Origin of the sequence: Alteromonas sp. 76-1 (assembly GCF_900654235.1) — a bacterium.
GTDB lineage: Bacteria > Pseudomonadota > Gammaproteobacteria > Enterobacterales > Alteromonadaceae > Alteromonas > Alteromonas naphthalenivorans.
This window is the reverse complement of record NZ_LR136958.1, coordinates 1,286,043-1,311,592: the sequence shown is the minus strand read 5'-3', so window position 1 is coordinate 1,311,592 and position 25,550 is coordinate 1,286,043. Positions and strand designations below refer to the sequence as shown.

The following is a 25,550-nucleotide window of genomic DNA, read 5'->3' as shown; positions in this document are numbered from 1 at the left end:
CGACTATGTGGTCAACCATCCCTACGCCGGCATTATCCGGATCAGGTGTAAGGGTTCTCACAGTGATGATGTGAATCTCAGTCCGCGGTACGGACACCCCTTGGTATATGCATTCAGTTAGAATACCGAATACAGCGAGGAGTCTACCAGTTACGCCAAAACCGTCAAGATATTAAACGGTTAACTTAGCGTAACAGTAGACTTCGTATTTTGGTCTTTTGACTTTATTTTTGTTCTTCTAATTCTAGATTAAGCTTTCGTACTTCTTCGTTAGTTTGAGACACTAACGCTTCAAGTGTTTTACCATGCGCTGCAGGTTGGCGTGATTCTGGGTCAACTTTAACGAAGACGATGTCGTCAGCAAAACAAATCGTCTTTTTAGTGGCTTTATTGCGCACTAAACAACTTACGGTAATCGACGTTCTACCCACAGCCTTGGTTTCAAGACCAAACTCAACAATATCCCCTTGCAGTGCAGGCGACTCAAAACTAATTTCCCCTATATGCTTGGTAACCAAACAATTGGTTTCTAATTGACAAATTGCCCAGATAGCAGCCTCTTCATCAATCCACTCAAGTGCGCGGCCGCCAAATAAAGAGTTGGCATAATTTAAGTCGTTTGGCATCACTAGACGCCGAGAAAGAAAGCGCATTCGAATTCCTTTAGATAAGTAGTTACTATAAGCACAGAAAGTCTTAATTATACCGAAAAAACACATCTATGGCGCCACCGGAATTAACTCAATGGTTGTTTAACCCTATTTATTCGCAAGCACGACATACCGAGCATCGACGTCTGCTTGTGCTTTCTGGCGATTATGAATGGGTTAACCAGCGTTTAACGTCTCTTTTGAGCGATATTCCCTCTTCACTTATCGTTAAAGAAATCGGCGGGGAGACCTCACTCCTTCGCAAACATTTGCTAGGTAATGAATGCGATATCGGGGTGGTACACTCACATCATGGGTTTAATCCTGGAAATATGATGGCCATTGCAGGCACTATTCGTTGGGGTGGTTGTCTCATTTTATGCTGCCCTGCGTTAGCCTCTTGGCATTTATACGCCAGTCATACGCATCTATCTCGTGGGTTTAAAGCAACCCAAAGCCTTTATATAAAAAGGCTTGTCGCAATAATAAAAAGCAATGCAGACGTAGCTGTATGGGATGGTAACCATTGCCATATCCCCGATTTAGTGGGGAGCGATGCGTTTGATTCATTAAACAATGTAAACCCGATTGAACCCGAAGGCTCGGTCAATCCGTTAGTTTCAAAAAGTGCACAAGCAACTCAGCCACTAGGTGATGACGAAACCCGCAAACCACAGTTTAAATCACTGGATCAACAGCTAGCATTTGATTGCCTGAAAAATAGGTGGTCGCAATATGTTCGTAAAGCTGTCATCACAGCGCCTAGAGGCAGAGGAAAGTCTGCGCTAGTAGGGTTGTTTGTCGCTTCAAGACTGAATAAAGGCGAGAAAGTAGTTATCACGAGCGCCATTCGTGACAACACAAGCACCCTTTTCAAGCATATTCGCCTAGGCATGGGTTTACTTAATTCAGAGGACAAAGACCAAGCAGGTCAGTTTACGGACTACACGGTTAATGCCCCTGATAGTAATAACACTGAGGCAGACGCTGCTAAATCGGCCACCAAAGAGATTTTTAGTATTGAGAAAGGTGGCAGCGCACAGTGGCTTGCACCAGATAACCCCATGCTTATTAATGGTGACTTTGACTTTCTTATTATTGATGAAGCAGCATCCTTCCCCTTGCCTGTTCTTAAGTTGTTAATTGGCGCTCATGATAACTATGTGATCACCACAACATTGCAGGGATACGAAGGGAGTGGGCAAGGCTTTATGCAACGCATGCTACCTGCTTTTGAAGCTGAAGGCGCGGTGCACCTTTCATTGCGTACACCGCTGCGCTGGCCTAAGCACGATAAACTAGAAAACCTGATACATAATATTTGCTTATTTGAAGATGCAGAAACATTGAATACTGTCAGTGATGCACCGCGGCAAGTACCACAAGAAGTACGGAGAGAAGGACGGAGAGAAATACCGATAGAGAGACCGATAGAAGTACTGCATAAACCATCAACAGACAACTGTAAAAATGACTACAGGATGGGTTTGGTGTCTACATTATCAGAACACCAATTACAGAGTGTTATGCAACTGCTGGCCACTGCCCACTATCAGACCACACCCGATGACTTCATGCGGCTTTGTGACAGCCCAGATGTCATATTGTTCACCGAATGGCACGCAAGTCATTTAATTGCAGCTGCAGTAATAAATTGTGAAGGTGGCGAGATTTTAGCTGATGTACAAGAAGGAATTGCCGATGGTTCCCGCCGTCCTAAAGGACATTTAGGTGCGCAAAGGCTTACGCTACTCACGGCAAATCCGGAGACTGCATCTTATCGTTATTGGCGAATAAACCGCATTGCAGTAGCTCCTCATCTTCAAGGCCAAGGTCTAGGTACAGGCCTTTTACGCTTTATTAAATCGCAAGCCCTTTCGCAAGACATTGACGCAATAACTAGCTCCTATGGCACCTCTTATAAGCTTAATCACTTTTGGGAGCAATGCGGGTTCGAACTGGTAGCTATGGGTGAAAAACCCAACAAAGCAAGCGGAGAGACTAGTGCGTTGGTGGTAATAGCCGTATCTGAACGCTATCGGCCGCAACAAGAAATACTGTCTTGTTTGTTTGCGCATAGCCAAAAAAACGAAAATATACCTCTGAGTGCCTTACCGGATATCGTAAGGAAAACACTAATGGTAAAGCTACAGCACTTTGTGAATGCTACTAGGCCGCTAAACCAAGTTGGTTTTGCGTTAAACGCGCTGGCCGCCGAGCTATCTGTATCTACTAAGTATATTAGCAATGCAAAAAAGTCTACGAAGATGATAACTAAGATGTGTACGAATGAAACTGAAGCAGTTACACCTCAACTTCTTTTATTACTTGGCACATACCCACTCCCCACTAATCAGCTTATTCAGCTGTTAAACGTAAGTGGTCGTAAGGCATTAACTGACGCACTAAGAAAAAAAGTACGCTATATGTTGTCTTGTGTAATGACGTGAGGTCACCTGAGGCATTAATTCTTTTAAGTAAATTCAGCAAAAAAAAAGGCCTCCAAACGGAGGCCTTTTTATTTATCGATATAACTACTAAATGTTAATACCGCGGTTCTTAGCCTTCTCTTTAATGTAAGGCTCCCAAGCCGCCGCATTACGACGTAGTGAGCGATCTTTCTTCGCTTCTTGAATGTGCTTATAAGCTTCTCTGAAGTCGCCTGCGTAGAAGTTCGCTTCCATTAGGGTGAAGTGAACTTTACCAGGATTTTCAACGCCGCGTTCTAATGCATTGTTTAATGCTTTAATCGCGCCTTTGTAATCTTCAGCAACTAACAATAAGGTACCTTGCTTTCTGTAATGCTCAGGATCTGAACTCTTCGCGGCAGCTTTAGCATAAAGCGTAGCTGCTTTGTCGTAGTTTTTAGCCTGGTGATATGCGTTAGCAATACTCGCTAACATATCGGCATCATCTTCAAGTAAACCAGATTTAACGTGTTTTTCCAAAATCTGAGCAGCTTTAAAAGGCATGCCGTTGGTTTGGAACAACTGAGATAACGTTTTAATCTCATTTACTTTCTTAAGGTAACCTTGAATGTAAGCCATTTCGAACGTAGACAAACCTTTCTCGAAGTCTTCTACTGAAAGGTAGAAGAAACCAAGTTGAGTCCACCAACGCGGCTCCTCAGGGAAATTGCGAACAAGTTCTTCTGCAACTGCCACTGTTTGAGGAAACATCTTACGTTCGTAATATGACGTTAGCTTTAACACATAAGGGTTTTTATTTGGCTCATCATACAAAGCTATTGCTCTGTCAGCTGGCTCAATCATCTTATCTAATTGACCTGCTTCATAATAAGCTTGCGCTAAACGGGTATAAACGTCTGCATCTTCTTTACACGTAAAGTCCATCCACGCGTTATACCATTTAATCGCATCAGTGTATTTGTTCTCTTGCATGTTCAAATCACCTAATAACTTAAGTGTTTGAGAATGCTCGAGATCATTCAATACTTTCGGTTCTACAGACTGGTTCAAATAACCAAGTGCTTTAGAGCCTTTACCTTCTTGTGCAGCTAATAAGTTACCGATAAAGCGATTTACATACGCCGCATCGAAATCTTCAGAAGGGTCAATTTCATATAAAATGTTTAACGCTTCATCAACTTGATCTTCGTTGTAAAACTCAAATGCTTTTTGAACTTTTTTACCTGTACGCTCGCCTACTAAGGTTGTTTTAGCCTTTTCGTAACCAGGGCACATAACAGGTGAAGACTGTGCTAGTGCCGCTGGTGCAGAAAATACTGCACCGGCACCAAGCACTAAAGCAAATGCAGACATTTTGAATTTATTTTTCATCATGATCATTGCTCCAGTTTAAAGTCTAGCTGTACGAACATGCCAGTCTGCTTAACAGCTTTGCCGTCAACAATCTTAGGCTTGTATTTCCACTTACGTAATGCACGTCGTGCCTCACGGTCGAATACACGCTTAGGTTCAGCTTCGATTACTTCGATGTCGTCTACACCACCAATTTCATTGATAGTGAAAGACAATCTTACCCAACCTTCACGGCCATCACGGGCTGCATCAGGCGGATATTTCGGATCGATACGAACGATTGGAGTAGCATCGCCATCACGCTGCATAGCGCCAACACCACCAATGTTTACACCAACACCACCAGTATCAATAGCTGGGATTGCTAGGCTAAAGCCATCTGCATCCGGTTCAGCTGCTTCTGGCTCAACAAGCTCCATTTTAGGAGGCTGTTGAGGCGGAGGTGGAGGCGGAGGCGGAACACGTTGACGCGTTTGCGTCTGATCGTCTGGTTCCTGCATCACAATATCGATTACCGGTGCTTCAGGTACTTCGTCCGCAGGTCTGGCTGAGTTTTCAATCAACTTAGCCATAAGTACGAACAGGGCAAATGCAACACCAGCACCTAAGAATATAGATACAATTATACGTAACATCTTAACCCCTTGCCGCTACCGAAACACGATTAACGCCTGCAGCTTTAACCTGATCCATAATTTCTACTACTAAACCATGCTTGGCTTTAACATCAGCCTGAATGATTACGTAGTCAGTTGGCTGCTCGGTAAGCAGTCGTTCAATATTCGCTCTAACGCTGTCCGGCGCTACTTCACGTTTATCTAACCAAACGCTTCCATCTTCTGTTACCGCTATGAAAATGTTTGCGTTCTTGTGAAGAACCGCCTGGCTCGCGTCGGGCTTATTAACTTCAATCCCTGCTTCTTTAACGAAAACAGTGGTAACGATAAAGAAGATCAGCATGATAAACACGATATCCAACATGGGTGTCATGTCAATCTGTGCGTCTTCTTCCTCGATTCTGACTTTTCGAGCCATAATATCTCTCTCTAATGATGTGGCAGGCTATCAACTAACCCTTCGCGTGCCAGCTTCACTTTCGCTTCAAGACGAGAACTGATAAACAGTCCAGAAAGCGCGGCTACCATTCCCGCCATAGTCGGGACTGTTGCCATGGAGATACCAGCTGCCATTAAACGTGCATTGCTGGTGCCTTGTGTCGCCATTGTCTCGAAAACACCGATCATACCGGTTACTGTTCCCAGTAGCCCGATTAACGGACACATTGCAATAATGGTGCGAATAATCAGCATTCTAGCGTTCAGATCATCTGACGCCTGAGAAATCCACGCGTCACGGATTCTATGCGCATACCAAGATGTGGTATCTGCTCGGGCATCCCAATTTTTGATGATGTTTTTCTTCACCGTTGGGAAGACCGAGGTTAAATACCAATAACGCTCAATCATTAAAACCCACATGAGAAAGAGCGCGGCAGCAACGAAATAAAGCACGTCACCGCCGGTAGCGATAAAATCCCTGACCGATTCTATTAATCCAATCAGGTAATTCATTCTACACTCTCTCCGACTCTGAATGAGCTGCTACGATACCCGCAGTTTGCTCATCAAGAATGTGGATGATTGATTTGCTACGTGAAGCTACGATGCTGTGAGTAAGAATCAGTGGCAATGCCGCGATAATACCTTGAGCCGTAGTTACAAGCGCCATAGAGATACTGCCAGCCATCATACGAGGGTCGCCTGTACCGAACAATGTGATTGTTTGGAACGTTGCGATCATACCAAGTACCGTACCAAGTAGACCTAGTAACGGAGCGATTGCAGCAAAGATCTTGATTACGTTAATGCCGCTTTCGATACGTGGAAGTTCACGTAAGATAGCTTCATCAAGTTTAAGCTCTAAGTTTTCAGCATCAGCAGCTTTGTTCTCTTGATAAACTTTCAAGATGCGACCTAGTGGGTTGCCATCTGAAGGGTTACCTGGGTTTTTAAGCTGTGAACGCATTTTACCAGCAACTACCGTAAGTGTAATTAGCTTGTAAAGACCGATAAGTAGACCAATCGCTAGCATTACAGTGATTGTGTAACCTACTACACCACCTGCATGATAACGCTCAGACATTGTTGCTTTTTGCTTCAACAGACCAAGGATTGCACCTTGAGAAGGGTCAGCATAAAAAGGAACCATACCTGAAGTCGCTGCGATTAGATCGTCAGCTGAACCTACAAAACGGCTATCTGGTTGGCGACCTAGAGGCTGAACAATTTCGTTTTCAGCATCATAAGTTAGGTAGCCGTCTTCACCTACAAGGTTGAAAGTACCGATACGAACAACTTCTTGCTGTGAAGAACCGCCGTCAAGGTTAACAACTTCTGTAGTGAAACGAACTGTTTCGCCACCTTCAGTCATTTCTTTCTGTAGCGCAAACCATAGGTCTTCTAGTTCTTGAATGTTAGGAAGACCTTTAGAATCTTCTGCCATTCCAGCTAGGAACTCACCACGGCCAGGGAATTGAGCACTAACGATTGATGTAGCAACACGGCCATAAGCTTCTGAAGAAGCTTGACGAACCACACCGAACATCTCACCAAGTGTACCAGTTGCCTGGTCAAGCTCAGCGGCTTTTTCGTTAAGCGTTACTTCGTTGTCAGAGAATTGTTGTTGAAGACGGTCACCACGACCCTGTTCAGCTTTCAATTCAGATTCTGCTTTACGAAGAAGCGCTTGCTTGTCTGCACGAGCAGATTGGAACTCTGCTTCACGCTGTTTGTTGATACGTGTTTCAGAAACACGGTTATCCTGAACTTGGTCTAAAAGTTCTTTAAGGCTCTTTGCTTCCTGAGCCTGAGCTCCGGTTGCTACAACCGCAAGAGTGGCAGCGGTTAAAAGAGATTTGAATACTGGTTTCATTAACAATTACTCCGCTGCACTAATTGGTAGTTTGATCAGATCCGCAGGAATGACGTTATTAGCCATTTTAACTGCGTCAACAACTGATGACAGATATTCGTCGCCAAGTTGTTCCCAAGCGCGGCTTTCATTGTTCCATGCCCAAGCGTTTTCTTGGTCAAGAGACAATGCTACTAGTGCAGTGCGACCTAGGTTAAAGAAGTCAACCGTCACCTCAGTGCCGTTGCTATCAATAGTACCTTGGTAAGAGTCAATCTTAGTGCCGTACTCAACTTCAACCAAGTATGCTTCGATTACTTGGCGGAACTGTTCTGAAACAGTTACGTTAGAGTTAGACATAACATCACGTAAACGCTGAACACGCTCTAGACGCTCGTCTAAGTGAATAGGACGATCAAGTTTGATGAATTTCTCAAGACTATCGATCATGCGGAACATAAGAGGAACGATGCCCTGCTTAGTTTGTTCAATGCTGTCAATTTGACGTTGCAAAGAATCAATACCACGTTGTTGATCTGCTACAAGACTCGCAATGTAGTCATTGTATATTTTGAGGTTTTCTGTCTCATCTACTGTTTGACGGTACTCAACCAGTAATTCTTGAGACTGTTCAAACAACGTGTTGATTTTTTCCTGAGATTTCGCTGCAGCTGCGTGGATTTTCGCTTCTTCTTTATGAAGGTCTTCAAGCGTATCTGCAGAGACTGCACTACCTGTTAGTGCGAAAGCACCGATAACAGTAGAAGCAATAAGAGTTCTCTTGCTCATTTTGGACATAGTTCCCAACCAAATTTCTTATTTGAATCCTCGCCGATAAAGGAAAACCGTTCGGGCAAGGGGCGTATTAAACTTTCACAATTATGTTTTAGGAATGTAGTACGGACCTTAGCTTCCAGTACTACGAACGTATTATACTCACACGGATTACAGCACTGAGTCAAGTAACACCCTGTTTACACCAAGTAGATTTTTTATCATCTGTTTAATATACGTTCGAATTCTCCTGCAGAATTCATTCCAACGTACAAATAACTGGCAAATACAGGGTTATTTTTTTGTTTATGAGCAAAAATAAACCGTGCTTTTACTTTGCTTTAAACCAACCTGTCAGGGCATATCGAGGCTGTTTGGCAAATGGCGTGACATAAGTCACACTATGAATGTGTTTTACATCAAATAAGCTCAAAGTGTTAAATTCAGGTGACCAAGATTCAGTCGTTGTACCATCTGGTTCAAAGAATTGAAGCAAACCTCCCCAATCAGGGTGCCATTTTGGTGCAAGGTTTATGACATAAGCTATTCTGCGCCCCTCTTGTGCAACCACATCATTATGTCTTGTCAGAAAATTCCCTGAAACATATCGAGTGGCTTGAGCGCTTGCTGACACTATATCATTTGCGCCACTGACCTCTCTGGCCCAACGAAGTGTGCTCTCAGAATTTAGCCACTTCAAAAAGTCACTCAAAGGTGAATGCTCATCTATAAAGTGGCGTCCGTATACGAAACCAACACCTTCAGCGGCGTTTCGAATAACTTTTTCGTTCATATTTTTTTTGTTAATTTCAGAAAGCGCGCTTAACTCTTTTCCTGAAAATGTTACATTTTTTTCGTCAATATATAATGCAGTTTTGTAATCTATTTTGTTTAATGTAGAAAAAAGGTTTTGAGCACGTTGTAAATCTAAAAAACCTGGCACACGAATTCGTCTATTGAGTGAAAATTGTTCTTTTAACGGTGCAATATCAAGGTTAGGGTTTATTAGCTGATCCATTTTAACTTACTCTCTAGTTGAGATTTCATTTACCACCGTAAAGTCAGCCGCTACAGTGAGTCGCGAACCTTCTCCTTTATAGGGATTTGTGCCATGCCAAAAACACGACGGAAAGACTAAAATTCTTCCAACCACCGGCTCTATTTCGTATGCTTTTGTATCAGATAAATACCTAAATGGTGGCTGCCCAAAGCGAATTCCACCATTGGTCTTCGATATAGATGGTGGCAGATGGATATAACAGACAGTACTAAGCTGGCCCATCGGGTGAATGTGATCGTTATGATAGCCCTCAGATTTTATATTTACTGACCAAGAGCCTGTATTGTCTAATCTGCCATCTATAATAAAACCATCATATAGCAACTTTTTTCCCTTTACTCCTTGCAGCATTTCTCGTATTGCGCGCTCGAATTCTGATTTCAAATGTTGTATCAAATAATTTGGATTTTGGAATAGATTTGCTTGAGTCTGTGTACCACCATGAACAGTTTGGTTGATTGGGCTGACTTGGGATGAGTGCATACTTGTTAACTCAGCGGTGAGCGCAATGAAGTAATCTTTCAACGTTGCAAATGAATCAGGGGGAGAAATAAAAGACTGGTAAATATAACCTTCATATGAAGATGAGGCTGCTATCGCATTTTCACCAAGGTCATCTAACAACAACTTCAAGGCGATAGCCCACTGGTTTTCACTATCGTTATTCAGCGTAGTAGAGATATAAAGGCTTGCCAGTGTACACTCATCCCTTGAGAGCAAAAACTGGGATAATTGGCACCTTTCATCATTGGTAAGTTCGACTAAGTTTATTTCCCTAACGCAATCTAGTGCTTCTTCGTATCTATTAGCTAAGCGGTATGCTTCACTCTGAAGATATAATCGACTCGATACGATTAAAATATCACCAAACGTTTCAAGGTAATGAAGAACGTCATCAAATTTGTTAATTCTCAGTAAATAATTCAAGAAATCATAGAGTGATTGTTCCGTGAACCTTTTAGTGCTTGCTAGCGATAAATAAGTTTCAAACATACCTTCGCTAAAGCCCAACTGAAACATCAGATCTGCATAATTATAGTGGCTATGATGATATTGGTCGTTCAGTTTAGTTGCTAATAAATAGTGATTACATGCATCTTCTAAACAACCTTTGTCAGATAAACAATTTCCAACTTGATGGCAAACAGCGTAATTGGTTTTCCAATCGCCTATCGAGGTCAAACGCGCGATAGCGGCATCTGGGTTCCCTTTTTTGCGCAGTAAAATGGCTTCTGTGAGGATGACTTGTGAAGTGTTGGAATCCGTTATAGTTTTAAATACGATTTCCGCTAACCTAAACTTATTTAACGCTATATAAATATTAACTAACGCATTTATATGTTTATCATTTATTACGTTATGGTCTATCAATAGTGGCGTAATTTCTGATAAACGTTTGGTATCGATTCGCTGCAGTAACTTACTGTAAATGAAATAAATTGTATGAGAATAATACTTATCGTTACACTCGAGAGATTGTAAGCAATAACTAAATGACGCTTGCACGTGATTCAGGTTTAGTTTCGCCCTGGCAAGATTTAAAAAAACCTCTCCATCGGTCATTCCGAGTTCTACTGCCTTGCTTAGTTCTTTGATTGCGCCGCTATAGTCCTTTAGGCCGTAGAAACAACTTGCTCGCAATCTATGAAATAAACCCGATTTATCATTGCCCGAGTCAAGTAAACGACTCAGTATCACTTCCGCTTTGCTATAATGCTGTGCGTTAATTAGAGCAATAACTTGTTGCATAATATTCATACTGATTTTTTCGCGCTAATCGCTACCCCTATAGGCTGTGTTTGAGCATCACCATAAACATTTTTTGCCTCAAAAGCGGTGAAATTATTGCGCTCGCAAAGCTTTTCAATACGATCAATTTTCTCTTGATTCAAAGCCGCTCCAACAATAGCTTCGCCCCTTTTTTTTATAGTAAAACTCTGCTGCTCAGATTCATCTAGCCATAGCAGCACCTCTTCTTTATCAAATCGAGAAAGCCGCTGCATCATTTGTTGAAAAGCGTTTAATATATGCGCTGTGAGCGTTTGAGGGTGTTGATTCGAAAAGCCTCTTACATTTGGTTCGATAGCTCTAAACTGCAATGTGTGCTTATCTATCTCAGCCTTATCGTTGTCAAATATACTGCGTACGCATAACTTTGAAACTGAAAAAAAACGACTATCGTGTAATAATGCGATACCAGAGAGTTGATGCTTTTGCTTTGTTTGTATCGTACTGTCTTCTATGTGGCTAACTGTATGAATACTTCCGCCATTGTCTATCTGACCAATAGCAGCCTCAAACGATGCTACACCGCCATACTCTATCCCAAACTGACTTACTATACGTTTGATTTTACTCAAACCTAATATAGGCTCACTGATATCTTGTTCAATAATATTAATAGAGGACAAGTCACGTTTGAGCGACGCTAACGCTGGCTTAGAAGCATCTACCGCGTATAAATGGTCAAATGCTGAATAATCGATACTTCGGTAAATCGAGCCTGCACCACTCGCTATATCAACAATTAAGTCATCTTTTGAAAATGCTGAAAAAATATCTGTCCAATATGACTTCAAGACATTATTTTTTTCACCTTTTTCTCCAACAAATACTTCTCCATCGGCGTCGGCGGCCTGCCAGTAAGTATCCCACTCATTTTTTTCTTTAGACATCGATACACTCATACGTTAGTGCTGCTTAGTTCAACTTTGCTTATATAAAACAAAAAAGCCCCCAATAAGGGGGCTCTTTTACATCAAGCGGCTCTTAGAAAGAAGCGCGGAAGTTTACGTAGTATGTACGTCCGTAAACATCATAGGTAGCAGGCCAAGTGTTAGCTTGCTCGTCATTGCCGCCAAGGATAGGAGGCTTTTTGTTGAACAAGTTATCTACACCACCTGTTACGCGGAAGTTTTCCGTTAAGTAGTATGTACCTGAAAGATCAAAGTAGTTGAAGGCACTAATTTCTTCTACAGTGAAGTCTTGACCATCATCGTCATCGTTCACTTCACCTACATAGCGCCATAATAACTGAACTGTGTAGTCATCAGCAGAGTAAGTGAACGTTGTTCTATGCTTGTACTCAGGAACAGGCTCACCACAGTTAGCACCAAACTCACCAGCACACTCGATAAGGTCTGGAGAACCATCAAATGGTAAGAAATCGCTTTCTGTAGTGTATGTACCTAAATAACGTATAGACACATCGCCACCGAACATTTCTGTTTCGTATGACGCAATTAAGTCATAACCTTTAAGCGTGATTGATGCAACGTTTTGAGTACCGGCTTCAACGAAGTCGATAGTACCATCTGCACGACGATTAATCGCATTACAGAAGTCGCCGCCAAGACCTGAACCTGCTTTTGCAGAGTCATAACATGTGTCTAAGATGTTGTTGGTACCACCACCGAAAGATGAAACAGCATCTTCAATTTCGATATCAAAATAATCTAAACTGAATGATACTTCTTCAGAAACATCTGCAACAAAACCGATTGTTAGTGTTTCAGCTTCTTCTTCAACAAGGTTAGGGTTACCACCGCTTAAAGAACGAACCTGACCAGAGGCAGGGTTAATAGCTGCTGTATGAACTACATCAGCAGGTACGCCTGTTGCGATACATAGCGCTTCAACAGCGGCAGTTTTAAAGCTGTCTGGCGCATTACCAGCACATGGATCGGTTGCACTAGGGAAACCTTCGCTCTGTGGGCTGAATAACTCAGAGATATTAGGTGCACGTACGGCAGTATTGAAGCCAGCGCGGAAGCGCAACTCTTCTATTGGTGCCCAGCTACCTGCAACTTTATATGCAGATACATTTCCTGCTGTAGAATAATCTTCAGTACGGTAGGCAAGCTCAATATCAAGTAACTCAGCAAACTCTTCGCCAACAAAGATTGGTAAATAAATCTCAGTAGCTAAACCTGAAACTTTAAATCCACCTTCAACAGCCGGAGAGCCATTAAAGCCAGCAATTGTACTTGCTGCTAAATCTTGTGAAGGAAGGAATTCAAAGTCGTCTTCACGATGCTCGTAGGTAAATGAAATACCTACTGGACCACCAGGAAGTTCGAACCATCCGTCCGTGTCGCCAGATACAGAAGCACCGAAGAGCTTCTGATTAAAGGTCGCCGTTGAAGATACAGCTGTACGTAAGAATTCTGCAGACTCTTCAGAGATATTACCTTCACCAAAGATATTTAAAGGTGCACAAGCTGACGTTGAACCATTGGCTGAACTATCGGCACAAGATGGATTGCCGTCTGCATCTAGGATTACATCGCCATTTTCATCAGTTGCTAACAATAAAGCTTGGTCAAAGCGTGAGCGATTCACGTTACCTAGCTGTGCATTTGCATTACGCACGGTACCAGTCTGGTAATAAACATCATATCCCCAGCTTGAATCTCCGAAGAATCCACGAAGACCTGCCTGTAATTGATAAGATGTAAACGAGTCTTCAGAACGACGATTACCCACTTCTTCTAAACGACGACGTAATAAAGCACTGCCTTCATCATCAATGCCATCGCCATCAGTGTCTACACCTAAGCCGATACCATCAGAGATAATTTGCTGAGCTTCAGGAGAAATAAATGGATTGCCGTCAAGCGTAAATGTACTGGTTTGGAAAATTGGAGTTGGAGCTAGCTGCGTTGGTACGCTGCTATCAGTAAACATAGCGCTACCATAAACTTCCATAGTGTCTGAGATTTCATAATGACCCAGTGCAGAAATTTGATGACGCTCTTGTGGAACTTGAATATAGTTTACTGGAGCATAGTTATAGAAATCGTTTGTATCACCTGAATCAACAAAAGGACGGATACTTCCATCTTGATTAAAGATAATACCAGTGCTTGATGAATAGTCAGCAAATCCGCCAGAAAAAATAGCAGTTTGTGGAACGCCTGATGAGCCGCCTGGCTCTAAACCACCATTTCCGTCATCAAAAAGAGCGGTTACAGCGAAGTCTCTATCACCTTGGAAAAGATCATCACGGCTTGTGTATGACATATTGAAAACGACGTTACCTTTGTCGTTATCAAAGTTTCCACCGATAGTGAAATCAGCATTCCATATGCCTGCGTCACCTTCTTCGGTTACTTCGTAACCGACTGAAGTTTCAACACCTTCAAAGTCATCTTTCAAGATGAAGTTAATTACACCTGCAACGGCGTCTGAACCGTATACTGCTGATGCACCACCTGTTAGTACCTCAACGTTTTTGATCATTGCGGTTGGGATGGAGTTAATGTCTACAACACCAGAAGAGGTTGTAGGTGTAACTCGCTTACCGTTGATTAACACCAAAGTACGCTGTGCACCTAGACCACGAAGATCAGCTGTTGCTGTTCCGTCACCAGGGTTGTTTGAAGAGCGGTCAAGCCCAGGAATAACCTGAGGCATTGTGTTAAGAAGGGATTCTGTATTAACCGTTGCTGATAATTCAAATTCTTCTGCGCCTACTGTCGCGATAGGAGCGTTTGAAGCATATTCAACTTTACGAATACGTGAACCTGTTACTGCAATTTTCTCGATTGCAGCTGCTTCTTCTTCAGCTTCTTGAGCAGTAACAGCGCCAGAATAACTTATCGTTGACACTGCGCCGAACGCGCAAGCGAGCTTCACTGACTTAGCCAGCTTAGAGTTTGTAAACATGTGTTGTCTCCCTGGACCACTAATTTTATTAGTGTGTGTTTCTAAAATCGTTTATAACGAATTATTATTAGTAAGGTCGATGCCTCACTCAGATAATAAACACAACATGAGTAAACGGTCAACTTAGATCGGGAGAGGAATAATTAAAAGTTCAACTTTTTTTAAGTTTTTTTACTTTTCCTGTAAATATTTACTTACAATTTACATTAATATTACGTTAACGACTCCAAAACTGCTCAATTTCCAACCACATTAAGATAAACTGCTAAGGAAGCGCGATAAGTCGCACTTCCCTAGCATTAGGTCTTAAAACGTATAGTTCACACTAAAGCGAACATAACGAGGAGTTTGCCATTGTGTAGGCGTTCCATAGTTAGGATCTACATCTGGGTTTAATGGGTCTAATGACGATTCGCTGTCATAGATTTCATAAACCTCTGTCACTTTATCGTTGTTTAACACGTTAAATACATCTGCACGAACGACCAATGTTTGGTCATCGCCAATATCGATGTTATAAGACGCTGAAACATCAATTGAGTAGTAGCTACTTGTACGACCGCGTGAACCACGTGGGGCAAGTTCGCCACCGGCATAAAAAGATTCAGAATCATATGCTTGTGCGAAGATATCTGTCGGGTGGTAACCAAATGCATTAATTGGCTTACCTGTCCAGAACTGCAAGTTAGCACCTAACGTTAGGTCTTCAGTAACCGCATACGCGCCGTACACTTTAACTTGATGACGACGATCGTTAGGAAGGTCGCCATATGCGCCATCTAATAATCCAGGTTGGTCAAACAAAGTTGTTAAACCAGCATCGTCCTGCCCGTTATCAGAACGAACATACCCTTCATTATTACCCCAGTTGTGCGACCACGTATAGGCAGCATTCAACATCCAAACGCCATCCCAAGCGCGTTGGAAGGTAAAATCAACCGCAGCGTATTTACGCACTGAATCTGGGTAGCGTAAATCTTCGGCTGAAAGGTCCATAAATACTAATTCGCCGTTAGCACCTGGTAATTCAGTGGTACCGATACGCATGTCAACATTAGGGTTAGTTAATACGTATTGGTGGAAACCAGTCCAGATATCAGATACATCGCCGTAACCGTTTGCTGCAGCCCATTCAATAACCGCGGCGTCAATTGCAACATCTTCAACAGTAGTCGCCAATTCGCGGTAAGTACCTTGAATTGCCATGCTCCACTCGTCGTTCAACTGGAATTGGTAACCAGCAATAAATTCATCTGAGTACATTGCATCAATGTTTTGGTCCACTAACTCATCAGGAGATTTTGCTTCACCATTTGCAAAAATATCATCAGGTTGAGTTTTATCACCCGTGAGATTGGGTATAAACAAAGATTCATCGGCATAACCGTCGAACTCATAATATTCTTGTGTATAGGTTTCTGCACCGGCTAAACGAATGTTCGTGTTGGCTGCAACTGGAAGGTAGTAGCGACCGAAACTTGCCCATGCTTTCGTTTCGCCATCGCCTCGAACATCCCATACCGCACCTAAACGAAGTGCCCATAGGTTATCAAGTTTTACGAAAGTTTCGCCGTTAGCATTGAAGTTTTCGAACGAGTCGTTACGAATACCGGCATTAATAACCAAGTTATCAGTTACTTGCCATTGGTCTTGCACGTAAAAAGCAATATTTTCTGAATCGAAATCACCACCAACTTCGTAATCTCTATGACGTACTTGGTAGATTTCTTCGTTTGCAGGATCGTCATCATTTACGTAGTAAAGGTAGTAAGCGCCACCTGAATTTATAGTAGAGCTACTTGCTGTAAGCTTCTCGTAATCATAACCGAAACGTACAGAGTGATCGCCAATATACCAGTCAGCATCAATACGGAACACTTCGCGTTTATCGTCCCCCTGCTCAACAGTAAAACCAGCCCACGTGCTTGTTGGAACAAAAGCACCAGTACTATCGTAAGTAAAGTATGCTACTGGATTAGCATCTAACTCACTGCGCACGGTCCGGTCTTGCTTGTTCACACCGTACTGGGCAGAGATAGAGAAATCATCATTGATGATACTGGTCCATTTCGCCGTGTAATTCAGACCACCTTCGTCTTCGTACCCAATTCTTGGGTCAGTAGTGACTACGCCATCAGTTGAATCATAAGTTTCAATTTCTGTAGAGCGTTCATCAGAAAACGCTGTCACTTCTAGGATATTGTTTTCAGTAACATACCAATCAACTTTCGCTACCCAAAATGCATCTTCATCAGTTTCAGTATATCCATTCTGAAATAAGCCATCACTCAATACCTGTTGTTCACCAACATAATTCTCTTCAACAGAACGTGGGTTAAATAGAGCATAGAAGAATAACTTGTCTTCAATTAGCGCTCCACTTGCCCAAACGTTTGCATCCCACGAGTCTTTTTCATCGCCGGTATTATCAATGCGGTAATTGCCGTCAGTTGTTCTTCTGTAAGAACTTTTCTGCTCACGAAGTGCATCAGGCTCCCAGTAAACATTTACGCCCGCTTTAAATTCGTTACTACCGCTCTTAGTTTTAGCGTTTATCACACCACCGGTTACACGGCCGTATTCAGCTGAGTAACCACCGGTTTTAACTTCAAAGGTTTCGTACATGTCGAAAGGTGGCTCACTTGAACCCACACCCGTTCTGAAGTTAGTAATATTTAGACCGTTGATGTAGTAGCCGTTCTCACCAACTGATGCACCACCAATGGAAGGAAGGTCACCAAACGCTGAGTCACCTTGGGTTGTACCCGGTGCCAATAGCGCAACTGATGTTAAGTTACGAGGAACAGGAACTCTATCAAGGGTAACAGTGTCTACCACAATACCTGTGCTTGAACTTGTTACGTCTACCATGGCGATTGTTGAACCAGTTACTTCGATTCGTTCAACATCATCACCGGCAAGTTTCATGTTTAAGTTAGTTTTACCACTAATACTAACTTTTACAGATTCTTGGATGGTGTTACGAAAGCCGTCTTTCTCAGCAACCACATTGTAGATACCTGGCGGTAACAATGGGAAACGAAAATCGCCGTTAGCATCTGTGGTAACTGTACGAACCAGACCTGTATCAACATTAGTGATAGTTACAGTAACGCCACTAATTTCTGCACCGCTAATTTCTGCAGTATTACCTTGAATAAAACCATTTGTGTCGTTTGCAAATACTGGTGCCGAAACACCAAGACTGAGCGCTACGGCAAAAGCCGCTGCACTTCTTTTATATTGAAGCATGTATAACTCCCTGGATGTGTGTTTTCGTTAGTCTTAACTTTATTTAAAAAAACCATAAAGATAATCTAAACAATTGTTATTTATACGGATTTTTATGATTATCCGAAAGTATAATTGACATATGTAAAGGGGGTAAAGCAAGCGTAAATGAAAATTTTTACGATGAATGGCATGGGCGTGAAGTAGGGAAATTACACGCAATCTATTGAGTGGCTTGGCTTTGGGGGATATTAACGAAGTTCCCCATTTGCGACGAATTACATTCGTCGCAAATGCAGAAATGTCGCATTTTTCGTCTATTGTAAATAAAAGCCTAAGCGTCGTTTCACCGATTCAGGCAGTTCTGGAAGTGAACTTTTTGGTAAAAGGAACGTAGCCATGTTGAAAAAGTCTAGAAACACCCTGTTAGATTCCGTCGTTTTCTTCAAATAATGGTGGCCAGATGAACCGCCAGTTCCTATTTTTGTTCCCAGCATTCGTTGTACCATCATGGCATGGCGATAGCGCCACAACGTTAATTGTTCATCAATTTCTGTTAGTGCGGTAATAAGTTGGAAAGGCAGGTTAAAAACAGGCTCTTCTGAATACTGCTTTATAAATAAAGCCGCCAATAATGCTTCATGAGATAAGCGAAATTTACCCTGTTTAAGAAGGGCTTCATACGTATCATGATTAAATAGCCCGTCAAAGTTCTCTCTGGTCGATTGCCAGTCTTTAAGCTCTTGTCTACGTTCTACTTCAGACAGAAACGCATTTTTTACTATGGTTTCTTTGTCATCGTTAAGCATTTCATCTGTTGCTTTTCGGTAGTAGTCCCAGAAGTGGAAATCCTCGGTTTTAAGTAGTGGCATACGTGCCAACCACTTATCCACTAATTCGAACAAGCTTGGCTTTTCTTCTAACGCTTCCAATAAGCTACGATCATCATCACTTAATCGGTTATAAAAGCTTTGCTTATCGAAATCGATACGATATTCCCGTTTAAGGCCTAATGAAATTTCAAGTTGCTTAAACTGGATACTTTGAAAGCCTGAGGCCGGAACCAAATAATCTCTGAATGAAAGAAACTGCTGAGGCGTCATGGTTTCCATAATACCTATTTGGTCGTTCATCAGCTTTTGAATTTGAATAACACGGTGCAGCCTATGTACTACTGAAGTGAGTTGCTGATCTTTTACTGCTGCTTGATTGAATGTGTCGATAACCGCATTAAGTTCGTGTAACAGTTGCTTAAACCATAGCTCATACACTTGGTGCACTACAATAAATAGCATTTCTTCATGAGCAGGTTCACCGTACTTGGTACTTTGAAGCTTTTGTGCGCCAAGTATTTTATCTAACGCGAGGTAATCACCGTAATAGCAGGGTTCTATATCTTTTTTCATGCCGATTATTCTTATCGTCGTTATGTACAGAAAGAAATTCTAACATCGCTAACTCGACATCGACAAAATACAGGCTATAAATTATCTAGGGGCGTTATTAAAAATATACATACCCATAAAAAATAACATCGCGTTAAAATTTAAATTAGGGCACAAATATGAAGCTTGATGATGACATTCATAATTATTACGAACATCTTGTATTACAACGTGTAACAGAACTTGGGCTGGATAATACTAAAAGTCCTGATTATTTAGCTGACTTATGCTGTTTGGCACTAAACCAAGTGCCTCCACGCTACATCCGCTATGAAGTCGATATGGCATTTTATCTTCCCCAGAGTGAACGAAACCAAATGGAGATGAATGTTACGTATGCTATCGATAATGCGATGAAATATTTAGACGACACAGATAAAACGTCGGTAAACGAGAAAGCAGAGTAACGCCATACAAGGATGTGTAAGGTCAAGAATACGGGAGGAGTAAATTGGGTGGCGGGCTCCCAGCCACATCCCGGCACATGAGTCGTCTGCTGCGGCTGCTCCCTTCCAGGCCTGACCGAGTTCACAGAGTATCATTGCGGGAGGACCAAAAGCCCACCATAGAAAGCGAATAAAATGCTAACAGGCGTCAGCAGTCTTAAGCGCGGGGCGCATTATGACTACTTGCCCGATAACTTTCAACCCTTTAACGAAAATCTCTCTTCTGCAATGATGTTTGCCACACGATTTGTGGCTGCTTTTTGGGCATCAGCACGGGTATAAATCTCTTTTAGCGTCGTACCAATGTCTTCAATATGCTTGCGTAGCGCTGCGTTAGTGCTCTTTTCCATACGCTGATGGAAGATATCGATAATGCCACCTGCGTTAATTACATAATCAGGCGCGTACAAAATACCTCGTTCGACTAACATATCACCAATTTCTTCACGTGCGAGTTGATTGTTCGCCGCGCCAGCGATGACCTTAGCTTTAATCATGGGTAATGTTTGGTCATTAATTGCCGCACCTAATGCACAAGGTGCTAGTACATCAACGTCCAGCCCTAAAATTTCTTCAGGCGCTACCGCCGTAGCACCCAGTTCTGCTACGGCCTTTTCAACACCTTCGGGGAATATATCAGCAACATAGAGCTTTGCACCGGCTGCATGAAGGTGTGACGCAAGGCGATACCCTACATGCCCCATACCCTGAATTGCTACGCTTACTCCCTCTAAGCTGCGATTCAATCCGTGCTCTACACTGGCTTTTAAGCCTACGAACACACCATAAGCTGTAGAGGGTGCTGGATTACCGTCTGGCTGTTCGTCAGCGTAGTGGTATTGTGCGTTTACTCCGGCAATGTAATCAGACTGAGTCGCCATGGTTTGTAAATCGGTAACTGAAATGCCCGAGTCTTCTGCGGTAAAATATTTGCCACTCAATGAATCTACAAATTTCCCCATGGCTTCCATCATCGCCGGCGTTTTTTGTTTGCGAGGATCACCAATAATGACTGATTTACCACCACCTAATGCAATATTAGCCATCGCGGCTTTGTAGGTCATTCCTTTAGAAAGACGGAGTACATCGGTTAGTGCTTCTGCACTGCTTACATAGGGCCACATTCTGCAACCACCCAATGCTGGGCCTAGGTTTGTGTTGTGTATGGCAATAATGGCACTTAAGCCTGCTTCTTTATCGTGATAAAAAGCGACATGCTCGTGACTATCAAACTCTATGTGATCGAAAACCGACATACTTTCCCTATTAATAATGTGATGGATTTTGCCCAAGTGTAGCCCAACAACCAGAGGACACGCCTTGCTAAGTTAATGACCGGCCCTCGTAAAGTGAAATACACAAAGTATGAATACTATTTTTCTAGGATATCTATCCTAGAATTTATTTTTCTATATAATAAACATCATAAAAACGACGGAAGCTGCGTTCAATGAAATTAGATAAATTCGATCGTGAGATTTTACGAGTACTTCAACAAGATGCCACTGTCTCTATGGCCGAGTTGAGCCAGAAGGTTGGGTTGTCCCATACCCCCTGTTGGCGACGTGTAAAGCGGATGGAAGCCGATGGCATTATTATTGGTAAAGTCACTCTTTTAAATAGTAAAAAACTCAACCTTGGTGTGTCGGTATTCATTTATGTCACACTTAAAAATCACGATGGTGATTCCCTCACCGATTTTGAAAATGCGGTACAGAGCATTGATGAAATTGTTGAGTGCCACACCACCAGCGGTGAGAAAGACTATTTGCTTAAAGTGATTGTAGAAAGTATTGAAGAATACGAATTTTTGCTTAAAACGAAACTGACTCACCTTCCATTGGTTGATCACGTCAGCTCCACCTTCGCGTTAAAACAAGTGAAGAACACCACTGAGCTACCCATCAAACGACAGTAGGTTTCATTGAAACCTACGCCCTGCTGCCCATCGACTGCCCTTCTTTCTCACATCATTAAAGCACGCTATCAACCTGATTCTCAGGCAGTGCTTTTTCAAAAGCAGGTAATGCATTGCAATTGTCTGTTATTTTTTGAATAAGCGGGTATTGTGTCATATCCACATTAAAGCGATGCGCATTATAAACCTGCGGTACCAAACACAAGTCAGCCATGGTCACATCAAAGTCAAAGCAGTACTTGCCGGCCTGGGTTTGTAGACGCTTTTCAATGGCATCGAAACTCAACGTTATCCAATGCGCCGCCCATTTGTTTACACTTTCTTGTTCGGCACTATATTCATTCTTAAGCTGATTGAGTACACGTAAGTTACTTAAAGGTTGAGTGTCACATGCAATATCCTGAGCCAGCGCCCTTACCCTTGCTCGTTCTGTCTTGTGCGATGGTATCAATTGATACGATGAGGGAAAACGTTCATCTAAGTATTCGATAATGGCTAAAGACTGATTAAGAATAATATCTTCATCATCGTCAACCAAAGTGGGTACTAGCTGAGCGGGGTTTAGCTGTTTATAGGGCGCACTGTGCTGCTGCCCACCTTCATTGACTAAGTGCACAGGCACATATTGATACTCTACACCTTTTAAATTAAGTGCAATTCTTACTCTGTAAGACGCCGTTGAGCGCCAGTAACCGTATAAAGTTAAACTCATAAATACCCGCCGCCTTACGTGTGTGTTGTATTGCTTATTATAATAATAGCGTAATTTGCTAAGGGCGAGCGTATGCGCCCACTCCTCAACCTACGTTTATCAAGTTTAGCTTAGAGGCTTAACCTGTTGCTCGATGGCACCGAAAATGCTTTGTCCGTTACTATCGAACATTTCTATCCTAATTCGATCGCCAAATTGCATAAAGGGAGTAGTAGGTTTTCCATCCCTGATAGTTTCAATCATGCGCACTTCAGCAATACACGAGTAGCCAAGGCCACCTTCAGCAATGGCTGAGCCGTGGTCAGTACCTTGTTTGTTCGATACGGTACCTGAACCAATAATGGTGCCAGCGCCTAAATTACGACTCTTAGCTGCATGTGACACCAGCTTAGCGAAGCTAAATGTCATGTCTTCACCTGCTTGTGGTTTACCGAACAATTCACCGTTGTAGGTGGAACGAAGCGGTAAATGTACTTTCTCTTGTTCCCACGCATCCCCGAGTTCATCGGGTGTTACCGCCACGGGCGAAAAGCTAGAGGCTGGTTTTGACTGAAAGAACCCAAACCCTTTCGCCAACTCACCTGGAATTAAGCCTCTTAGCGATACATCATTCACAAGCATTACCAGTCTAATTCGCTCTGCCGCTTGTGCATCAGTGCAGGCCATTGGAACATCATCGGTAACAACGGCAACCTCACCTTCAAAATCAATGCCCCATTCATCGCTGGGCAATATAATGTCGTCCCGTGGGCCGATAAAGTCGTCAGATCCCCCTTGGTACATGAGTGGGTCGCTCCAGAAACTTTCAGGTATTTCAGCGCCTCGCGCTTTTCTTACTAGCTCTACATGGTTTACATACGCACTGCCATCTGCCCACTGGTAAGCGCGCGGTAGGGGTGACTCACAGCGAGTAGCATCAAATTCAATACTTTCTATTACCCCGTTATTGAGCTGTTCATAGCGCATCTGTAATTGCGGAGCAGTAACCTGCCAGCTGTCGAGTGCTTGCTGCATAGTGTGAGCGATATCTTCTACTGAACAGGTACGCGTTAAATCTTTAGATACCAACATTAAACGGCCATCTCGGCTATCGTTCTTATAAGTAGCTAGTTTCATAAATTAGATCCTTTCTGTGACCAGCGCTTTTGCGTATATAACATTTATTATTCTTTATGCATCACCCGTAACAAGATGAAAAGTCAGGAGCACACGACAATAATTTTCACTGTAAGCTTGGTTGTACAAAAAAAGGCGGTACTTCCTACTGAAGTACCGCCCTTATTAGCTAAGCAAGGCAACGTAAATTTAACGAAACAGTGAAACCTACATTTTTATTGATGCCTTATTAATACCGTACTCACGTAATTTATTCGCAATCGCGGTATGACTTAATCCTAACTTTCTCGCCAATTGACGTGTACTTGGGTAGAAAGGATAAAGCCGCTTCAGTAGGTCTTTTTCGAACTTTTTCACTTCATCGTCTAATGTACCTTCGAAGTTTTCATCGATAAAGGTCACACTAGGGGCACAACTAGGAAGCTGAATATCTTCTTTGGTTATTTCCTTACCATCTAGCAAAGACAACGCTCTGAACAGTGCATTTTGAAGCTGACGGACATTGCCAGGCCAAGGGTATTGCTGCAAAAAATCAACGCAGGACTTACTTAATTTAGCCGGTCTACGACCCAGCTTCGTACTGTGCTGGGCAATAAACGATTCGGCAAGTGGAACAATATCGTGGCGGCGTTCTTTTAACGATGGCATCACTAAGCTCAACACATTTAAGCGATAATACAATTCTTTGCGAAAACGACCTTCTTCTACCAGTTGACCTAAGTCGCGACAGGTAGTGCAAATAAACCGAACATCTACCGTAACCGGTTCCGCATCACCTACTCGTCTAAACTCACCATCTTCTAACACCCTTAGTAGTTTGGCTTGTAGCTGAGAACTCATGTCTGCAATCTCATCAAGTAGCAGTGTGCCGCCTCTTGCTTGCTCTAGCAGACCTTCTTTAGCATTAGGTTGATTAAAAGCACCTTGTGCGTAACCAAATAATTCAGTTTCCGCCACACTATCAGGTAGCGATGCACAATTGAGCGCTAAAAACGCCCCCTCACTGCGGCGACTGGATTGATGACAAGCGCGGGCAATCATTTCTTTACCTGTGCCTGTTTCACCGAAAATAAGAACCGGTGCATCTAGATCAGCAATCCGTTTTGCTTCACTCACCACCCGTTTCATTGCCTGAGATTCCACTATGAATCTATCAAAACTGTCAGTGGGCGATTGATGAAACACACTAAACTGCTGTCCTAACCGTATTTCCGATTTCAAAATGACCACCGCTCCGGCCATGATGATGTTGTTGTCGCCATCAGGCACGGTAATAGGCAACATGTCAGCCACATAGTCTTGTTGGATAAACTTTACCTTAGAAGACTGAGGGCGAGGCAGCTTTCCATCCATCCAGCGGGTGAAGTTAAAGCCTTTCACTACTTCGCCTATTTCTATGCCTTCAACATCGTGGACGCTCTGCTCTAACCCTGAGGTTACTGCTTCGTTGCATAATAAAATTTGTCCACGAGCATCAATGGAAAACACCGGATCAGGAAGCGTGCGCAATATGGCAGAAAGCTGGGTTTTTTCTCTTTCACTTGGCATGAAATGCGTCGTTTTAACGTCAGAAATACCGTCGATACGACGAATTTTGGGCATCAGATGCTGGAAGTCTGCAAATTCAATATTGGGAAAATTAAGAAAAATTTTACCTGTCTCATCAATCTCAATACCTCTTAGATCGATTTCGTGGGTAACGAGGATATCCAGCACATCTTGAGTAATACCCAGTCTGTCCTGACAACTGATTTCTAATCGCATGGGTGTGACTTCACATCTCTTGTAAACTTATATGTACACAATATCACACTTTTACAAAAAGATAACAAGTTAATT

At 42.6% G+C, this 25,550-nt stretch carries 20 protein-coding genes, 1 other RNA gene and 1 riboswitch; of the genes, 3 read left to right on the top strand and 18 right to left on the bottom strand.

The genetic code is table 11. The features are described 5' to 3' along the window. Position 1 precedes the first annotated feature (1 nt). A riboswitch (TPP riboswitch) is annotated at positions 2-111 on the bottom strand. Between the two features lie 113 nt (positions 112-224). After that, positions 225-653, bottom strand: coding sequence for an acyl-CoA thioesterase (locus ALT761_RS05465; RefSeq protein WP_013785028.1), 429 nt, complete (start codon positions 651-653; stop codon positions 225-227). A gap of 68 nt (positions 654-721) precedes the next feature. Here ALT761_RS05465 and ALT761_RS05460 point away from each other — a divergent pair, with 68 nt between their 5' ends. Beyond that, complete coding sequence (locus ALT761_RS05460; protein WP_129737148.1) at positions 722-3,100, top strand: GNAT family N-acetyltransferase; 2,379 nt, start codon at positions 722-724, stop codon at positions 3,098-3,100. 87 nt (positions 3,101-3,187) lie between these two features. On the opposite strand, the gene ALT761_RS05455 is transcribed toward ALT761_RS05460, so the two are convergent. The 12 genes from ALT761_RS05455 to ALT761_RS05400 form a co-directional block, all read right to left on the bottom strand. After that, positions 3,188-4,453, bottom strand: a complete 1,266-nt coding sequence (locus ALT761_RS05455; RefSeq protein WP_129737146.1) for a tetratricopeptide repeat protein — start codon at positions 4,451-4,453, stop codon at positions 3,188-3,190. Positions 4,454-4,455: 2 nt separating this feature from the next. Then, a complete protein-coding gene (locus ALT761_RS05450) occupies positions 4,456-5,067 on the bottom strand; it encodes an energy transducer TonB (RefSeq protein ID WP_013785031.1) in 612 nt (203 codons plus the stop codon). A 1-nt stretch (position 5,068) separates the two neighbouring features. After that, a complete protein-coding gene (locus ALT761_RS05445; protein WP_013785032.1) occupies positions 5,069-5,467 on the bottom strand; it encodes an ExbD/TolR family protein in 399 nt (132 codons plus the stop codon). An 11-nt stretch (positions 5,468-5,478) separates the two neighbouring features. Beyond that, a complete protein-coding gene (locus ALT761_RS05440) occupies positions 5,479-6,003 on the bottom strand; it encodes a MotA/TolQ/ExbB proton channel family protein (RefSeq protein ID WP_057793197.1) in 525 nt (174 codons plus the stop codon). Position 6,004: 1 nt separating this feature from the next. After that, positions 6,005-7,363, bottom strand: a complete 1,359-nt coding sequence (locus tag ALT761_RS05435; RefSeq protein ID WP_057793199.1) for a MotA/TolQ/ExbB proton channel family protein — start codon at positions 7,361-7,363, stop codon at positions 6,005-6,007. Between the two features lie 6 nt (positions 7,364-7,369). After that, a complete protein-coding gene (locus ALT761_RS05430) occupies positions 7,370-8,131 on the bottom strand; it encodes a DUF3450 domain-containing protein (RefSeq protein WP_129737144.1) in 762 nt (253 codons plus the stop codon). A gap of 316 nt (positions 8,132-8,447) precedes the next feature. Further along, positions 8,448-9,134, bottom strand: coding sequence for a 2OG-Fe(II) oxygenase family protein (locus tag ALT761_RS05425; RefSeq protein WP_129737142.1), 687 nt, complete (start codon positions 9,132-9,134; stop codon positions 8,448-8,450). A 6-nt stretch (positions 9,135-9,140) separates the two neighbouring features. Beyond that, positions 9,141-10,934 (bottom strand): putative 2OG-Fe(II) oxygenase, encoded by a 1,794-nt coding sequence (locus tag ALT761_RS05420; RefSeq protein ID WP_129737140.1) that lies wholly within the window; start codon positions 10,932-10,934, stop codon positions 9,141-9,143. Continuing rightward, entirely contained in the window at positions 10,931-11,851 is a 921-nt protein-coding gene (locus tag ALT761_RS05415; protein WP_129737138.1) for a hypothetical protein, read from the bottom strand. The genes ALT761_RS05420 and ALT761_RS05415 overlap by 4 nt, the downstream gene beginning before the upstream one ends. Before the next feature lie 94 nt (positions 11,852-11,945). Next, positions 11,946-14,843, bottom strand: a complete 2,898-nt coding sequence (locus ALT761_RS05410) for a TonB-dependent receptor domain-containing protein (protein ID WP_129737136.1) — start codon at positions 14,841-14,843, stop codon at positions 11,946-11,948. A gap of 306 nt (positions 14,844-15,149) precedes the next feature. Continuing rightward, positions 15,150-18,095 (bottom strand): TonB-dependent receptor, encoded by a 2,946-nt coding sequence (locus ALT761_RS05405; RefSeq protein ID WP_129737134.1) that lies wholly within the window; start codon positions 18,093-18,095, stop codon positions 15,150-15,152. Positions 18,096-18,391: 296 nt separating this feature from the next. Then, the gene (locus ALT761_RS05400; RefSeq protein WP_129737132.1) at positions 18,392-19,480 is read right to left on the bottom strand and encodes a tryptophan 2,3-dioxygenase family protein; all 1,089 of its coding nucleotides are present in this window, start codon (positions 19,478-19,480) and stop codon (positions 18,392-18,394) included. A 158-nt stretch (positions 19,481-19,638) separates the two neighbouring features. On the opposite strand from ALT761_RS05400, the gene ALT761_RS05395 reads away from it, so the two are divergent. Continuing rightward, a complete protein-coding gene (locus tag ALT761_RS05395) occupies positions 19,639-19,926 on the top strand; it encodes a late competence development ComFB family protein (protein WP_129737130.1) in 288 nt (95 codons plus the stop codon). A 54-nt stretch (positions 19,927-19,980) separates the two neighbouring features. Here ALT761_RS05395 and ffs read toward each other — a convergent pair. Beyond that, positions 19,981-20,077, bottom strand: an RNA gene (gene ffs, locus ALT761_RS05390) — signal recognition particle sRNA small type. Positions 20,078-20,162: 85 nt separating this feature from the next. Then, positions 20,163-21,221 carry a Glu/Leu/Phe/Val dehydrogenase dimerization domain-containing protein gene (locus tag ALT761_RS05385; RefSeq protein ID WP_126871948.1) on the bottom strand — a complete coding sequence of 353 codons (1,059 nt, stop codon included), beginning with the start codon at positions 21,219-21,221 and terminating at the stop codon, positions 20,163-20,165. Positions 21,222-21,415: 194 nt separating this feature from the next. Between ALT761_RS05385 and ALT761_RS05380 the strand changes: the two genes are divergently transcribed. Beyond that, the gene (locus ALT761_RS05380; protein WP_013785046.1) at positions 21,416-21,883 is read left to right on the top strand and encodes an Lrp/AsnC family transcriptional regulator; all 468 of its coding nucleotides are present in this window, start codon (positions 21,416-21,418) and stop codon (positions 21,881-21,883) included. Between the two features lie 55 nt (positions 21,884-21,938). On the opposite strand, the gene maiA is transcribed toward ALT761_RS05380, so the two are convergent. The 3 genes from maiA to tyrR all read right to left on the bottom strand — a co-directional run bounded on the left by maiA (position 21,939) and on the right by tyrR (position 25,475). After that, positions 21,939-22,595, bottom strand: a complete 657-nt coding sequence (maiA, locus tag ALT761_RS05375) for a maleylacetoacetate isomerase (protein ID WP_129737128.1) — start codon at positions 22,593-22,595, stop codon at positions 21,939-21,941. Between the two features lie 105 nt (positions 22,596-22,700). Further along, positions 22,701-23,711, bottom strand: coding sequence for a fumarylacetoacetate hydrolase family protein (locus ALT761_RS05370; protein ID WP_129737126.1), 1,011 nt, complete (start codon positions 23,709-23,711; stop codon positions 22,701-22,703). A 207-nt stretch (positions 23,712-23,918) separates the two neighbouring features. Next, positions 23,919-25,475, bottom strand: a complete 1,557-nt coding sequence (tyrR, locus tag ALT761_RS05365; RefSeq protein WP_129737124.1) for a transcriptional regulator TyrR — start codon at positions 25,473-25,475, stop codon at positions 23,919-23,921. Between the last annotated feature and the right edge of the window lie 75 nt (positions 25,476-25,550).